General features: G+C 43.7%; 14 protein-coding genes. 11 read left to right on the top strand and 3 right to left on the bottom strand.

Features of this window, described 5'->3' with window-relative positions; translation table 11 throughout:
* Together RH88_RS01460 and dcuC are read left to right on the top strand one after the other, a co-directional pair.
* On the top strand, window positions 1-546 hold a 546-nt coding region (locus RH88_RS01460), incomplete at its 5' end, for an EAL domain-containing protein (protein ID WP_005592954.1).
* A 239-nt stretch (window positions 547-785) separates the two neighbouring features.
* The gene (gene dcuC / locus RH88_RS01455; protein WP_005592953.1) at window positions 786-2,153 is read left to right on the top strand and encodes an anaerobic C4-dicarboxylate transporter DcuC; all 1,368 of its coding nucleotides are present in this window, start codon (window positions 786-788) and stop codon (window positions 2,151-2,153) included.
* Between the two features lie 94 nt (window positions 2,154-2,247).
* On the opposite strand, the gene RH88_RS01450 is transcribed toward dcuC, so the two are convergent.
* Complete coding sequence (locus RH88_RS01450) at window positions 2,248-2,889, bottom strand: response regulator (RefSeq protein WP_005592952.1); 642 nt, start codon at window positions 2,887-2,889, stop codon at window positions 2,248-2,250.
* Window positions 2,867-4,600: a nitrate/nitrite two-component system sensor histidine kinase NarQ gene (narQ, locus tag RH88_RS01445; protein ID WP_005592950.1), complete on the bottom strand. Its 1,734-nt coding sequence runs from the start codon at window positions 4,598-4,600 to the stop codon at window positions 2,867-2,869. The genes RH88_RS01450 and narQ overlap by 23 nt, the downstream gene beginning before the upstream one ends.
* 238 nt (window positions 4,601-4,838) lie before the next feature.
* Here narQ and napF point away from each other — a divergent pair, with 238 nt between their 5' ends.
* From napF to RH88_RS01415, 7 genes are all read left to right on the top strand, one after another.
* A complete protein-coding gene (gene napF / locus RH88_RS01440; protein ID WP_005592949.1) occupies window positions 4,839-5,324 on the top strand; it encodes a ferredoxin-type protein NapF in 486 nt (161 codons plus the stop codon).
* A gap of 26 nt (window positions 5,325-5,350) precedes the next feature.
* The gene (locus tag RH88_RS01435; RefSeq protein WP_005592948.1) at window positions 5,351-5,671 is read left to right on the top strand and encodes a chaperone NapD; all 321 of its coding nucleotides are present in this window, start codon (window positions 5,351-5,353) and stop codon (window positions 5,669-5,671) included.
* The gene (napA, locus tag RH88_RS01430) at window positions 5,668-8,157 is read left to right on the top strand and encodes a periplasmic nitrate reductase subunit alpha (RefSeq protein WP_005592947.1); all 2,490 of its coding nucleotides are present in this window, start codon (window positions 5,668-5,670) and stop codon (window positions 8,155-8,157) included. The genes RH88_RS01435 and napA overlap by 4 nt, the downstream gene beginning before the upstream one ends.
* Window positions 8,158-8,219: 62 nt before the next feature.
* On the top strand, window positions 8,220-8,675 hold the full coding sequence (locus RH88_RS01425) for a nitrate reductase cytochrome c-type subunit (protein ID WP_005592946.1): 456 nt from the start codon (window positions 8,220-8,222) through the stop codon (window positions 8,673-8,675).
* Window positions 8,676-8,706: 31 nt separating this feature from the next.
* Entirely contained in the window at window positions 8,707-9,285 is a 579-nt protein-coding gene (locus RH88_RS01420) for a NapC/NirT family cytochrome c (RefSeq protein ID WP_005592945.1), read from the top strand.
* A gap of 9 nt (window positions 9,286-9,294) precedes the next feature.
* On the top strand, window positions 9,295-9,432 hold the full coding sequence (locus tag RH88_RS22805; protein WP_005592944.1) for a TIGR02808 family protein: 138 nt from the start codon (window positions 9,295-9,297) through the stop codon (window positions 9,430-9,432).
* 284 nt (window positions 9,433-9,716) lie between these two features.
* Entirely contained in the window at window positions 9,717-10,658 is a 942-nt protein-coding gene (locus RH88_RS01415) for a hypothetical protein (protein ID WP_005592943.1), read from the top strand.
* Between the two features lie 237 nt (window positions 10,659-10,895).
* Here the strand turns inward: RH88_RS01415 and RH88_RS01410 are convergent, their stop codons facing one another.
* The gene (locus RH88_RS01410) at window positions 10,896-11,135 is read right to left on the bottom strand and encodes an HP1242/YdcH family protein (RefSeq protein ID WP_005592942.1); all 240 of its coding nucleotides are present in this window, start codon (window positions 11,133-11,135) and stop codon (window positions 10,896-10,898) included.
* A 301-nt stretch (window positions 11,136-11,436) separates the two neighbouring features.
* Here RH88_RS01410 and RH88_RS01405 point away from each other — a divergent pair, with 301 nt between their 5' ends.
* Complete coding sequence (locus RH88_RS01405; protein ID WP_005592940.1) at window positions 11,437-14,649, top strand: response regulator; 3,213 nt, start codon at window positions 11,437-11,439, stop codon at window positions 14,647-14,649.
* 13 nt (window positions 14,650-14,662) lie between these two features.
* Window positions 14,663-15,148 (top strand): hypothetical protein, encoded by a 486-nt coding sequence (locus RH88_RS01400; protein WP_005592939.1) that lies wholly within the window; start codon window positions 14,663-14,665, stop codon window positions 15,146-15,148.

Genomic DNA, 15,148 nt, shown 5'->3' with positions numbered 1-15,148 from the left:
AGCCGAGCAATCCACATTCGTAATTTTTCTAACTCAAAATATCGCCACCTTAATTTGTTTCTTAATGTACTTCCTTCTGACGGTGAATTTTTTGCTTTAGAAAACATGCGCGTAGGTCAGTTATCTGAAGGACTGAAATCTCTCAACTTACAGCCTAACCAAGTGGTTATGGAAGTAGTTGAACTCGATTCACCGGACGAACAATGCTTAAAAAATGCCATGGCTATCCTTGAGGCTAATGGTTACAAAATTGCTATAGATGACTTTGGTATGCACGCTTCTAACCGCGATCGCGTCGAGTTGATTAAGCCCAGTATTATCAAGATTGATCGGTCTTTATTGCTCGACTATATGCAAGGCATCACCGCACCAATGTTAAGTGGCATTGAGCTGGCAAAAAAAGTTAAAGCGAAAGTGGTGGTCGAAGGTATTGAAACTAAAGAGCAATACTTAGCCATGCGTGCTCTCGATGTTGATTTTTTCCAAGGCTATTTTCTCGCCACGCCCCAGCCACTTGCAGCAACTGAAGCTACCGAGGTAGGTTAACTCCTCATTATTACCATAAAAGGAACTTTCGAGTTCCTTTTTACATTTTTAATACTTAAATAACTTAATTTAACCACTGTAAAACAGAATATTAATCTGCATTTTTCATTAAAATCCTTTTATTGTTTTAGATCACGAGTTGTACGTTTACCGCTCGTGCTACAGTCAAGTTTTCGGTAGATTCACTGACACAGTTTGACACACGTTGTCATATTTTTTCTTATCTACCGAGGTATTTCATGCTGGAGCTTCTAATCGGATTAGTTGTTACCGTAGCCGTAGGCTATTTTATCGTTAAAGGATATAAACCTGCCGGCGTTCTTCTTACTGCTGGTCTTGCTTTGATGTTTATGACTGGCTTTCTGGGCCATAGCATTCTACCAAGTAAAATTGCTTCAACCGGTAATATGTTCACCGACGCACTTGAGTACGTGAAATTCATGCTACAAAACCGTGGCGGCGGCTTAGGTATGCAGATCATGCTATTGTGTGGTTTCGCTTCTTATATGACGCACATTGGCGCAAACAATGTCGTGGTTAAACAGTTTTCTAAACCATTGGCCGTGATTAAGTCTCCTTACGTATTACTTGTTGCGGCTTATATCGTAGCGTGCTTAATGTCCCTAGCGGTTAGCTCTGCAACGGGTCTTGGTGTTCTATTAATGGCAACACTATTCCCAATGATGACAGCTATGGGCATCTCACGCCCAGCAGCAGTTGCAGTGTGTGCATCACCTGCAGCAATCATTCTCTCGCCAACCTCTGGTGATGTTGTTATCGCCGCAGAAAAATCGGGCATGACGTTAGATGTATTCGCAGTACAAACCGTATTGCCAGTGTCATTCTGCGCTATCGTGGTCATGGCAGCGGCGGCATTCTTCTGGAATAAATACCTAGACAAAAAAGACAATACGCCAATGGAGCGCGTTGACGTGTCTGAGATAGAAGTAAAAGCCCCAGCTTACTACTCTATCCTACCTTTCCTGCCAATCATTGGTGTATTCTTATTTAACGGCCGTACAATTCCTGGTCTATCGTTGGACATCTACACCATCGTGGTACTGTCAATCTTTGTTGGTGCAGTGATCGATTACATCACTAAGCGCTTTGATGGCAAAGCAACGCTGGAAGATCTTGAATCTTGCTACGAAGGCATGGCTGATGCCTTTAAAGGTGTGGTAATGCTCTTAGTTGCTGCGGGCGTATTTGCTCAAGGTCTGATGTCAATTGGTGCCATTGATAACCTACTTCATCTGGCCGAAACAGCGGGCGCAGGCGGTGTTGCACTGATGCTTATCCTAACGGGTCTAACGGTGGCGGCAGCAATTGCGACAGGTTCTGGTAATGCTCCGTTCTATGCGTTTGTTGAACTAGCACCTGCACTAGCTGCGAAGATGGGCCTAAACCCTGCATTCTTAATCATTCCGATGTTACAAGCGTCCAACCTAGGCCGCACGATTTCTCCAGTTTCTGGCGTTATTGTAGCGACATCAGGCATGGGTAAGATCAGTCCATTCGAAGTGGTTAAACGCACCTCAGTTCCGGTACTTTGCGGCCTAGTGACCGTCATCGTCGGTACACTTGTTTTGGTTCCTGTTTACGCATAGTCCAAACAATCTATCGTAATTTACTATTAAAGAAGGACGCTCAATGAGCGCCCTTCTTCTTTTAAAACCAACCGGTATTCGAGGTAAATCAGTTTTATTTAATGTCGCCGAAACGTTCAAGGTACAATACTGTTGCTGCAGTGCGCGATGGCACACTGAGTTTCTTCAACAAACTCTTCATATGTACTTTTACGGTCGATTCAGAGATAAACAAAATATCCGCAATCTGTTTGTTGCGTAATCCTTTGGCCACTTGTTGCAGGATCTGCAACTCTCGGTCCGTCAAACCATCAAAGATATCACTATGGCTAGAACGCTCTGCTAGATACTGTGCTACTTCACGGCTATATGCTTTATTACCCTGTAACGTTTGTTTAAGCAGATCGATTAACTCATCAGGCTCAGTATCTTTTAACAGATAACCATCAGCACCTGATTTAACAATGGCATCAATATCTGAAGCACTATCTGAGACCGTCAAGATCACAATATTGGCATCGCAATTATCCGCTCGTAACGCTTTTAACGTATCGAGTCCTGACATACCTTTCATATTGAGGTCGAGCAAAATAAGATCAGGTTCAACTTCATGGTTTTTCGCGACAGCTTCTGCGCCAGAACTTGCTTCCGCAATAATTTCAAATTCATCTTCAAAGCTGAGCAACTGCCCTAACCCGCGACGCATCAGTGGATGATCGTCAACCAGCATTACCTTACATGTTGTCAAAGTTTTCATCCTTTGTTCTTGGGTATTTTAATTCAATTTCACAACCCAGCTCTAGTGCTGTATTGATCGTTAAGTGACCATTTAAGCGACTGGCTCGTTCATGCATGATCGATAATCCATAGTGATCCAGCTTACCATCGGTAATACCTTCACCCTTCATGCCAATTCCGTTATCTTTTACGCGCATCACAACACAGTCATCTTCTTCAATACAGAAGATCTCAATAAGGCTCGCATTCGCGTGTTTAATCGCATTGAGGGTCGCCTCCCTGATTAACTGTAGTAGATGAACTTGTTCATGAGCATCGAGTTCTGCTGACGACAATTCGTTTAGCAAACGAATCTCGGCATCGGTTTGTTCAGCTAGTTGTTCTACCATACCAGTCAAAGCGGAACCAAAGCTGCCTTCTTTGATTGAGAGTCTAAACGTGGTTAATAGCTCGCGTAATTGTGTATAGGCACCATTTAGCGCGCCATCCAAATCCGCAATCACGCCATTGGCGCTCGCCGCCGCTTTATCCTCCGCCAGTTTTTTCATTAGTCGCTTTAGTAAAGAAACCTGAATCTTCAGGTAAGACAAAGATTGGGCAAGTGAATCGTGAAGTTCACGCGCAATGGTAGCCCTTTCTTCTAGCAACAATAGGTTTTCTGACTGTCGTTGAGCTTGGTTATAATAAACGGCACGAGATAATATTCTAACAAAATTATCAATAAGAGCTTGATCTGGACAAGGTAAACGCCAATTCCAATGCAACGTACCTAAGTTTTGTCCATCTAAGATTAACTCGCGCGAAGCGCTATTCTCTGCGTTGTAATCGCCTTTAGTGAGTACCAGCGGTTTTTCGCCACGCGATGAGATAGAAAGTTGTACGGCATCGATCCCTTCAATACTTTTTATATATTCTAATATTGCTGCGAAGTTATCCAAGGTGATGCGCGACGCCGTCAGTTCGCTCGACGATTTATACAATACCGACAAAGATTGATTAGCATGTTGTAACTTATGGGTTTTTTCATTTACCGCATTTTCTAACCCATTGTAAAGCTTACCAAGCTCTTTTGCCGTGTTGTTAAAGGTACGGGTTAAGATGCCAATTTCATTGTCGCTCACGACATTCAAATCGACATCAAACGAATGAGATTGAACTTGTTCACTAGCAAGTACCAATGCTTGTAGAGGGTTAACGATTTCACGGCGTACAAATAGCACCACGAAGACACTGGTGATCAAAATCCCCCCCATGCCAATTGCGCCAACCCACGCTAGTTGGAGTAATTTTCGTTCAGAAAAACTCTGTAATTTGAAAACGAAGGCATCAATTTGTGATACAAAATTCGGCACTAACACCAAATATTCAGATCGTTTTTCACTCTTTAGCAGCGCTTTTAGTTCGTGCCAGCGTATGATCAATTGATAGTAATCTTGGGTGATATCTTCAGGAACCGTCCAATTTTGTAATGCCATCATAGATGGTGAATAAATGGAATGTTCAAATAAGTAAATATGGGATGAATAGTCACTAGATTGAGACTGAATATCACTTGCTAGTCGATAGCTTTGCATCCTCATTGACCCTGCGACATTGACCGCTTCAGCATCATTAAGACTTGATGCCAACAAAATAAATGCATAACCAATGGTACACACAGACAGCAACACAATGAATGTCATCGCCTTTGCTATCGTGCCTGTTACCGATTTTTTAACCGTTTTAAACAATGTCGACTCTCGATTTTGGGGCCAATAATTTGGACTACTCTTAATGGGTAGATAGCGTTTAGTTCAATATGTGATCAAATCTAACTGAATTAATTGATCTAAAACAATATCTCACCTCAATTACCTCCTAAGAGGTATTTATACAAATATGTCAAAAACTACAATTTATATATCGATAAATGACTAAATATTAATGGCACTTAGCCATTTACGTTCAACAGTAATGGATTGTAACTGAATGGTAGACCTTTCGAGACGAAGATTTTTCACTCGTAACGTGGTTGCTGATACTTCGGTAAGACTACCTTGGTTAACGGCCCCCGAGCGCTTCACTGACCTTTGTAGTCAATGCGGAGAATGCGTCAAAGCATGTGAAACTCAAATTATCATTAAAGGTGATGGTGGTTTTCCTCGTGTCGACTTCTCAATTGATGAGTGCACATTTTGCTATCAATGTGCGCAATCTTGTCCTGAAACTCTCTTTGAACCTGCTCAGAGCGAACCTTGGCAAGCAGTAGCAGAAATCAGTTCGCAGTGCCTAGCAAAACAAAATGTTGAATGCCGTGCTTGTTCCGATATCTGCGAACCCATGGCGATCCGCTTTAACTATGCTGTTGGGCAAGTCGCTCAGCCCAGCATAAATCATGAGCAATGCTCAGGATGTGGTGCCTGTGTCGCCGTATGTCCTACGTCATCTATCAATGTGAGCAACGTTGGCGCGTAAACCAACGACAACTATGAGAGCAAAACATGCCAAAAAATGAAGTGCATATATCCAGTTTAATTGTTCATTGCCAACCTGAACAACTTCAAACGGTTACAGCACAAATTAGTGACATCGATGGTGCCGAAGTTTATGGCGATAGTCCAGAAGGAAAACTGATCGTCGTACTAGAAACCGCGACACATGGCTTTATCACCGACACTATCGACGTAATCAATAATTTGCCACATGTTCTAAATACCGTAATGGTTTATCACCAAATAGAACCTGAAGAAATCTATACCGAACACACCGAATTAGAACCAAACACTGGAAATCAACAATCCCAAGTAGAGGGTGAAGTATGAAAATGACACGACGCGCGTTTGTAAAAGCAAACGCAGCCGCATCAGCCGCGGCAGTAGCGGGGATTACACTGCCTGCTTCTGCAACGAACCTGATTGCTAGCTCAGACCAAACTAAGATTACCTGGGATAAAGCGCCTTGTCGTTTTTGTGGTACTGGCTGTTCGGTACTGGTTGGTACCCAAGGAGGTAAAGTAGTTGCAACTCAAGGTGACCCAGAAGCTCCGGTAAATAAGGGGTTGAACTGTATCAAAGGCTACTTCCTTTCGAAAATCATGTATGGTCATGATCGATTAACCCAGCCTCTACTTCGCATGACTGATGGCAAATACGATAAGAACGGTGAATTTGCGCCAGTCTCTTGGGATGATGCTTTCGATATCATGGCGGAAAAATGGAAATCGGCTTTAAAAGACAAAGGACCAACCTCTGTGGGTATGTTTGGTTCTGGTCAATGGACCGTAATGGAAGGTTACGCTGCATCAAAACTTATGAAAGCAGGCTTTCGTTCAAATAACATTGACCCAAATGCACGCCACTGTATGGCTTCAGCGGTTGTTGGCTTCATGCGTTCATTCGGCATAGACGAACCGATGGGCTGCTATGATGACTTTGAACATGCAGACGCATTTGTGCTGTGGGGTTCAAATATGGCAGAGATGCACCCAGTATTATGGACTCGTATTACCGACCGCCGCCTAAGCCACCCACACGTAAAAGTTAACGTACTATCAACTTACTATCATCGTTCTTTCGAATTGGCTGATCATGGTTATATCTTTACACCGCAAACGGATCTCGCGGTTGCCAACTTCATCGCTAATTACATCATCGAAAATGACGCTGTAAACTGGGACTTTGTTAACAAGCATACTCACTTCAAACAAGCGACAACCGATATTGGCTATGGTCTTCGCGATGACAATCCGATTCAAATGGAAGCTGAGAACCCTAACTCAGGCGTAATGACCTCAATCGCATTTGATGAATACAAAAAATCCGTTGCGCCTTATACACTTGAATATACGGCTGAACTTTCAGGCATTGCACCAGAGAAGCTGATTGAACTTGCTAAGCAATATGCCGATCCGAACACCAAGGTCATGTCACTGTGGACGATGGGCATGAACCAACACACACGTGGTGTGTGGATGAACAGTTTGGTGTACAACCTTCACCTACTAACCGGTAAAATTTCCACTCCGGGTAACAGCCCATTCTCACTGACTGGTCAACCGTCTGCCTGTGGTACCGCACGTGAAGTGGGTACGTTTGCTCACCGCCTTCCAGCAGATTTGGTGGTCGCGAATCCGAAACACCGTAAAATTGCAGAAGGCATTTGGAATATTCCTGATGGCGTCATCCCACCTAAACCTGGCTTCCACGCGGTATTGCAAGATCGCATGCTTAATGACGGTAAGCTCAACGCTTACTGGGTGATGTGTAACAACAACCTGCAAGCTGGGCCGAATATCAATGAAGAACGTCTACCGGGTTACCGCAACCCTGAGAACTTCATCGTGGTGTCTGACCCATACCCGACCGCAACAGCACAAGCCGCTGACCTTATTTTGCCTACGGCAATGTGGATCGAAAAAGAAGGCGCTTATGGTAACGCCGAACGACGCACTCAAGCATGGTATCAACAAGTTGAAACCATTGGTGAAGCGAAATCTGACTTATGGCAGTTAATGGAATTCTCCAAGCGTTTCAAAATTGAAGAAGTCTGGACTGAAGAAGCGCTAGCAAAAGCACCGCAACATCGCGGTAAAACCATGTATGACGTCCTATACAAAAACGGAACCGTCGACAAGTTCCCGATTGAAGAAGCACGTGAACTCAATGATGACGCTCATCACTTTGGTTATTACGTACAAAAGGGCCTGTTCGAAGAATACGCCCAGTTTGGTCGCGGACATGGACATGACCTTGCCCCATACGATGTTTATCATCAAGTACGCGGACTACGTTGGCCTGTCGTTGATGGCAAAGAGACTCTTTGGCGCTTTAAGGAAGGATCGGATCCTTACGCTAAAGCTGGCTCTGATTGGGACTTTTATGGCAAGCCAGACGGCAAAGCTTGGATCATTTCTGCACCATATGAAGCGCCACCGGAAGTGCCAAATGAAGAGTTCGATATGTGGTTATGTACCGGCCGAGTCCTTGAGCATTGGCATACCGGCACCATGACTCGCCGTGTCCCTGAGCTCTACAAGGCAGTTCCTGACGCCGTTTGTTACATGCACCCAGATGACGCGAAAGCGCGCAACGTTCGCCGTGGGGAAGAAGTTTTACTGTCAAATAAACGTGGCGAAGTTCGTGTTCGCGTGGAAACTCGTGGCCGTAATCGACCACCACAAGGGCTTGTATTCGTACCATTTTTTGATGCTCGAATACTGATCAACAAACTGATCTTAGATGCAACGGACCCACTGTCTAAACAGACCGATTTCAAAAAATGTCCGGTTAAGATCACCAAAGTTGTTTAATCCATTGTTGGCGGGCTGCGGCCGGCCAACATAAAAAATTGCCCTTAGGCGGAGAAGTTACAATGAAAAAAATAGTGATTGCCCTATTTGCTTTTGCAATGATTGCCAGCGGCAACGTATTTGCTGAGCTGGATAATCCAGGCGGAACTGGTGGTGTTGATTCACTTCGTGGTAGTACCCGATTAGAAGACACTCGCCCTGCTGATGACTTTAAGAAATACCCGAAAGAACAAGCACTAGAGAGCAGCTTTGTCTATCAGCCACCTCTGATCCCACATAGCATTCGTAATTACGAAGTCTCTCTGAATGCGAACAAATGTTTGGCCTGCCACAGTTGGAAAAATGCCAAAGAAATGGGCGCAACCAAAATCAGTGTTACACACTACGTGAACCGAGAAGATGCCGTACTAGCCGATATGTCTCCTCGCCGTTATTTCTGCCTACAGTGCCATGTACCGCAAGCAGAAGCGACACCGCTGATTGGAAATGATTTCGAACGCGTTCAGTCGCTGAAATAAGACTGTTGCGTAAAATTAACGAGGTTAATGTATGAAATTATTGAAAGCGTTTTGGAAGCGACTAAAAAGCCCAAGTAAAGCCGCGGTTGGCGTGGTTCTATTCATGGGTTTTGCTGGCGGCCTTCTATTCTGGGGCGCATTTAACACCGGAATGGAAGCGACCAACACGGAAGAGTTTTGTTCTGGATGTCACGCGCCAATCGTGGCAGAAATCAAAGAGACGATTCACTATTCAAACCGTTCTGGTGTACGAGCTATCTGTTCAGATTGTCACGTTCCACATGAATGGTCAGATAAGATTGTTCGTAAAGTTCAGGCATCAAAAGAGCTTTTTGCTCACTATGTTTTGAAAACCATCGACACGCCTGAAAAATTTGAAGAGCGTCGTGCACATCTTGCTGAGCGTGAATGGTCAAGAATGAAAGGTAACGACTCATTAGAATGCCGTAACTGCCATGAATTTGAGTATATGGATTTCTCTGAACAAGGCTCTCGTAGTGCGAAACAGCACTCTACTGCGCTAGCAAATGGCGATAAAACATGTGTTGACTGCCATAAAGGCATCGCGCACAAATTACCGGACATGCAGGGCGTTGAAGGCTGGCAATAAGGAGCAATTATGAGTACGTTTGAATCGGTTGTATGGCATATTCTTGGATACAGTGCGATGCCAGTTATTATCCTTTCAGGCTTTGCAGCCGTGGCAGCGATTTGTGTTTGGCTACTGTCACTGAGTAAAGACAAAGAAACGGAATAGCACCACGTTTAACAAAACTACACTTATCTAAATAAGATAAGGCGCTCATATCGAGCGCCTTTATTTTTAACAATATCAACAACTAAACTATGATTTCACGCTCATATAGATTCTGATTTTTGATAGTATTTTCGCGTGATTCAAGCTTGGCTACAAAACCACTCGCAAATTGTTGTCTTTGTTGTTCAATCCTGATGAGAAATAGCCAGTGGGCTAACACAATATGGTCTAAACCTCACCAAAGTTGTTAATTACGCCAAGTATTTAACTCAAAGGAGACTTTTATGACCGTAAAGCTGTTGTTACTCACCACCACGTTAGTTTGTTCCAGTTTCTCCTCTTTCGCTGAAACGACGTTAACTTTTCTCGATTCGCATCGAGCCTCAGCGCAACTAAGTCGCAACGACGATTTTATGCAGCGCCTTAGCCAGTTCGATATGGAAGCACGAATGAAAACCGTCGATCATGTGATCAAACCTGAATTTAAGCGCTTTGTCCGTAACCACACACTCGATTGGTCAGAGCAAGACCGTGCCTACGTTAATCAAGCCTATGCTGAACTAAAACAAGAATTAGACCACTACCCGCTCGATTTACCTCATTCGATTAATATGATCCTCACCACCGGCGCAGAAGAAGGTACCGCCGCTTACACGCGAGGCAAAGCGATTATTTTACAACGGGATAAGCTCGTTTTGGGGAATGAACTAAAGCGGATTATGGCTCATGAAATCTTCCACATTTATACCCGCCATAACCTCGCTAAAAAGGATGAATTATATCAGTCGATCGGTTTTGACTATGTTGGCGAGATTGAATTTCCTGATGATTTAGAAGATCGTAAAATCACCAACCCTGACGCACCACTCAATGATTACGCTATTCTAGTTGAATACAACCAGCAGCCAGTATGGGCGATGCCAATTTTATATTCAGTTAGCGAGAAGTACGACCTAGAGAAAGGCGGCGAGTTCTTCAACTACTTACTGTTTAAATTTTTAATCGTGGCAGATAAAGAAGGCAACTGGACCTACGATGACGACCATCCGCTGATTGTCGATCGCAGTGAATTAAACGGTTTTCTTGAACAAGTTGGCTACAACACCAACTACATTATCCATCCAGAAGAAATTCTTGCCGATAATTTTGCTCTGCTGATACTTAACACACAGCCGATAAACTCCCCTGAAGTCATTGCCAAGATGAAACGTATTTTGATGAACTAAGTGAATTCAACATACAAAAGCGCGTGTTGATTTCATCTAACCAACACCTCATCAACCACGACACTGAGGATAGGAAACGAAATCTCAATTTGGGGGAGTGTCGGTCACCAATATAACGGCAGCTTCAACTGCTACGAATTTTAGACACGATGGAATTCCGATACTGATAAGTTCAGTATCGGATTTCCGGAGCCCGTTATCGAGAACGTAGTCGTGCTTTATTGGTGCCCGCTTCGCTTAACTGCCGCTCAACCTTTGGTAGAGCGCATCTTTAAGTTCTGCGCGATTATATTTCAACTGCATCATCGCATCATCACCAATGGGGGATCCGTTAAGTTCTAGAACTCGTATTTCCTTATCTAACGCATTGTAGTCTTTCATCGCTTGAGCAAAGGAAGGATCATTTCCGACTAAAGCAGCAATCATATCTTTCATCTCTGGAAAGTCTGCGATAAGAGCATGATTTTCACCTAACATTGTGTCTCCTTATTATTGCAACCAACCACTGATCCCACGAGAAACACCTCTGAGATCTAACGGGAACAGCAAACAACACTTATAGTGTAGTGTGAAAATGCCTTTCTACTGAATTTCTATGCTGAGCGTTTACCACCAGTACAAATAGATTGAACGAGCAATATTTGAGCTACTTATTTATCAAATGCACGTTACACGTCACTGATTAGTAAGTTATTTAGCCAAGAAATTTTGTTTCGCGCATTATCTTAAATTTCTGGTCTACACTTTGTTATAAGTTGGCTAAAAATGGATAATAAGAATGGCAAAATGGGTATCATGGAGTGATATCTCGATAAAGTATAAGCTGTTCGGGTTGGTTCTCTTACCGATATTACTTTTACTATATCTCGCTTCTCGTCAAATTAGCGTACTCAACCTGCAAACTGACGACCTGCAAAAAGCAAAATCGATGACGGCTTTTCTCCAGGGCTTTTCGCAAACCGACCATAGTGCGCATAATGCCGAACGCAGCAAAAGTGCATCTTCACCCGACGCTGCGCATGTCAATGCGTTGCTACCATCGCTGTTTCCTTCACAAGAAGCGAAACAAATCTCTAGCATTCTGCGTGAATATTTGTCTGTCAGTCTACAAATTACCGTCAATCAATACCCGGATGAGATGCTCGATAACCTTGAGTGGCAGGCCGATTTGTATCAACAACTTATCATGGCTATGGAGCGAATATCACTGAACCATATCCCCATTTCGATCGAGCAAGATCTTCATGCCCTAATTCAATTAGAGTGGATGATGTTTTGGGCGAACCAAGAAACGTCGCTGAGCCAACAGTTAGTTGCCAACGGTCAAGTTGATGATGAACAAGGTGCTGAACTTCGCGGCCAGATTACCGCACTTGCTCAGAATCAGCAGCTGTTTGTTGAACGCTTTGTCAATCTAAATGCCAATGAACACCAAGTGAACTTTATGCTGGAAGCCTTTACTAATGAGGCATTTCAGCAGAGCCAACTGTTCCGGCAAATTTTGCTAGACCAGAGTGAATTTAACCAACTCCCGGGAGATAATGTACAGCAAGGCTTAAATGCCCTATTGGCAAGATTAGAGCTACTAAACGATGTTGGACACAAAATCGAAGACCAGCTAATTCGCAGAATAGACTCCGCAACACAATCAGCTAACAACCAAAGAATTGTCTTTATCGGTATCGTTTCCGCCCTCACCTTTATGGTTATGTTTATTGCAATCGGTCTGGCTCGTCGTGTCACAAACAATCTTAATTTGGTACTGAACTACCTTAAAAATGATCAAGAACAGATAGCGGGAGAACTCACAAAAAGCATATCTGGAAATGATGAGCTTAACCATTTCGCCCATGAAGTAGAAAGACTAACCCTCGAGCGGCGTCAAGCGAATGAGCGGCTAACACAAGCAAAAAATATTGCCGAACAAGCTAAAGATGATGCCATCCGAGCCAGTAAAGCAAAAAGCAGTTTTTTGGCCAACATGTCGCATGAAATTCGCACGCCACTTAATGGGGTTATCGGCATTTCAGAAGTTCTCTCAGATACCTCACTTACGCCAACTCAGCGTGATTATGTCGATACAATTGAGACCTCCTCACAACTACTTTTGAGCCTTATTAATGACATTCTCGATTTTTCTAAAATAGAATCGGGGATGTTAATGATCAACCATCATTCTACTAATGTTAGAGAAACCATTTACGACATCGCCTCCATCGTCGCTCCAAAAGCCAAAGAGAAAGGCTTAGATCTTCGGGTTTCTATTGATGCTGACGTCCCTTATAAAATGATGATTGATGATCATCGCTTGCGCCAAACATTGATGAACTTTATGTCTAACGCAGTCAAGTTCACCGAACAAGGTTATGTGGCATTGTCGATTGCTATGCCGACAAGTAACGGGACAACACCGCCATCATCGACAACAAACACTTGCCAGCTTGAGTTTTCAGTCAGCGATTCTGGTATCGGCATTGATGAGCAGCAGCAACGCAACATCTTTGAACCTTTTGCCCAAGAAGATGACTCAACGACACGTAAATTTGGCGGTACCGGCTTAGGCTTAGCGATCAGCACTCAATTGGTCGAATTAATGGGCGGTAAAATCCAATTAGAGTCTCAAAAAGGGGTTGGCAGTCGTTTTTATTTCTCACTTGAATTCAACATTGAGTGCCGACGTTTATCAAAACCCAATTCCACTACTTCCCCCCTCTATTTGATAGGTGGTAACGAAGTATCGCGTCAAACTTTAAAGAGCGAACTGGCATTTTATAACCAACGTGTTGATCAAATATTTGACAACATTGAACAGTACCTTCATTTTCATTCATCTGATAATCCAGCCATTGTCTTGTTCCTCGAAGAGACAGCTAATAGCGCCCAAACAATCGTAACCGAGCTTAGCGAACTCACGCTTAAGGGCCACTACGTTTGTCTGATTCGCGCGTTTACCAGCCGTAGTTTCGATTTCCACAACGCTGTTACTACTATTGTCACCCAGCCTTTTTATGGCCAGCGCCTTATGCGTAAGTTAGAACAGTGCCAAATGCAGTCTAACGCCAATGACAACATGCCGCGCCACCATCCCGCCACGACGACCGCTCCCCAACGAGTATTAGTCGTCGAAGATAACAGTGTTAACCAAAAGATTGCAGGGCTGCATTTGGTCAAAGCGGGGTTGGAGTTCGATATTGCGAATGACGGCCAAGAAGCGGTCGATATGTACCGCGCGACACCTGATAGATACGCACTGATCTTGATGGATTGTATGATGCCAATCATGGATGGTTTTGCGGCAACAACGGAACTGCGCAAGCTTGAACGACACCTTAACCGCCGTATTCCTATTATCGCTCTTACCGCGAGTGTTATTGATGATGATGTACAGCGTTGTTTCGATGTCGGTATGGATGACTACATCGCCAAACCATTTAGAGCCAATGTATTACAAGAAAAAATATTTAATCTGATTGAGACTGTCGACGTTACGAATATCACGGCACAGCTACAAGATGCCTCCCCTTCAATCAGTTCCGCTGCACATCATCCTGCCTCTGATGAAAAACAGAGCGTTAATGTTAAAGCTGACCATCCAGATACGCCTAAAGCTGTTAGTCGGCATGAACGAATTTTGCTGGTTGAAGATAATCGTGTTAACCAAAAAGTCGCCTCACTCATGCTCGACAAAGCCGGATTTCACTATGCTATCGCCGAAAATGGTCAAATCGCCATTGATATGTATAGTGAAGACAGCAGTTTTGATGTCATTTTGATGGATTGCATGATGCCCGTAAAAGACGGATTTGAAGCGACCAAAGAAATCCGACAACATGAAGCTAACCTCGGCTTAACTAAAACCCCAATCATCGCGCTTACTGCCAGCGTGATTGACGACGATATTCAACGTTGTTTCGATTCAGGAATGGATGCCTATGTGGCAAAACCAGTCCGCAAAGACAACCTCATTGAAAAAATTGAAAGTATTATCTAAAGAGTAACTTGTTATGTTCAACCAAAATAAGGCACTTCGACGTCGTTATAGCCCGCTCCACTGTGGTTGTTGTTTGGTGGCGATATTGTGCCTTTTTATCTCCGTGAACAGTATTGCAATGGGCGCAGAACAATACGCTATATTCACACTCGAGCAAGAGTTTACCCCCCTATCGGTTAGTAAAGCCCGCAAGCTTTACCGCGGAAAAACCAAACGCTTAGAAGGCAAAAAAGTTGAGCTATCTGATTGGCCAGAAGCAAGCACTGAACGCGCCGAGTTTTATCAATCTCTTCTTGGTAAAAACACTGCACAAATGAATGCACATTGGGCCTCACTCTCTTTTTCCGGGAAAGCTCGTCCTCCTAAAGAGATGACAACAGCTGACGTATCTGCATTGGTACAATGGATGGAGGAAAAATCAAATCGTATTGGCTACGCACCACTGAATCATCTCCCAGATGATGCAACGGTGCTGTTTGTTGTCGAAGAGGTAAAATAA

The organism is Vibrio scophthalmi LMG 19158 (genome assembly GCF_000222585.1).
Taxonomy (GTDB): Bacteria; Pseudomonadota; Gammaproteobacteria; order Enterobacterales; family Vibrionaceae; genus Vibrio; species Vibrio scophthalmi.
This window is presented reverse-complemented; position numbering and strand designations above follow the sequence as displayed.

Coding starts and splice junctions, on each gene's coding strand:
- RH88_RS01410 (WP_005592942.1), bottom strand. CDS start 11,135: ATGTTAGGTGAAAATCATGCTCTTATCGCAGACTTTCCAGAGATGAAA.
- RH88_RS01415 (WP_005592943.1), top strand. CDS start 9,717: ATGACCGTAAAGCTGTTGTTACTCACCACCACGTTAGTTTGTTCCAGT.
- RH88_RS01450 (WP_005592952.1), bottom strand. CDS start 2,889: ATGAAAACTTTGACAACATGTAAGGTAATGCTGGTTGACGATCATCCA.
- RH88_RS01400 (WP_005592939.1), top strand. CDS start 14,663: ATGTTCAACCAAAATAAGGCACTTCGACGTCGTTATAGCCCGCTCCAC.
- napF (WP_005592949.1), top strand. CDS start 4,839: ATGGTAGACCTTTCGAGACGAAGATTTTTCACTCGTAACGTGGTTGCT.
- napA (WP_005592947.1), top strand. CDS start 5,668: ATGAAAATGACACGACGCGCGTTTGTAAAAGCAAACGCAGCCGCATCA.
- dcuC (WP_005592953.1), top strand. CDS start 786: ATGCTGGAGCTTCTAATCGGATTAGTTGTTACCGTAGCCGTAGGCTAT.
- RH88_RS01425 (WP_005592946.1), top strand. CDS start 8,220: ATGAAAAAAATAGTGATTGCCCTATTTGCTTTTGCAATGATTGCCAGC.
- RH88_RS22805 (WP_005592944.1), top strand. CDS start 9,295: ATGAGTACGTTTGAATCGGTTGTATGGCATATTCTTGGATACAGTGCG.
- RH88_RS01435 (WP_005592948.1), top strand. CDS start 5,351: ATGCCAAAAAATGAAGTGCATATATCCAGTTTAATTGTTCATTGCCAA.
- RH88_RS01405 (WP_005592940.1), top strand. CDS start 11,437: ATGGCAAAATGGGTATCATGGAGTGATATCTCGATAAAGTATAAGCTG.
- RH88_RS01420 (WP_005592945.1), top strand. CDS start 8,707: ATGAAATTATTGAAAGCGTTTTGGAAGCGACTAAAAAGCCCAAGTAAA.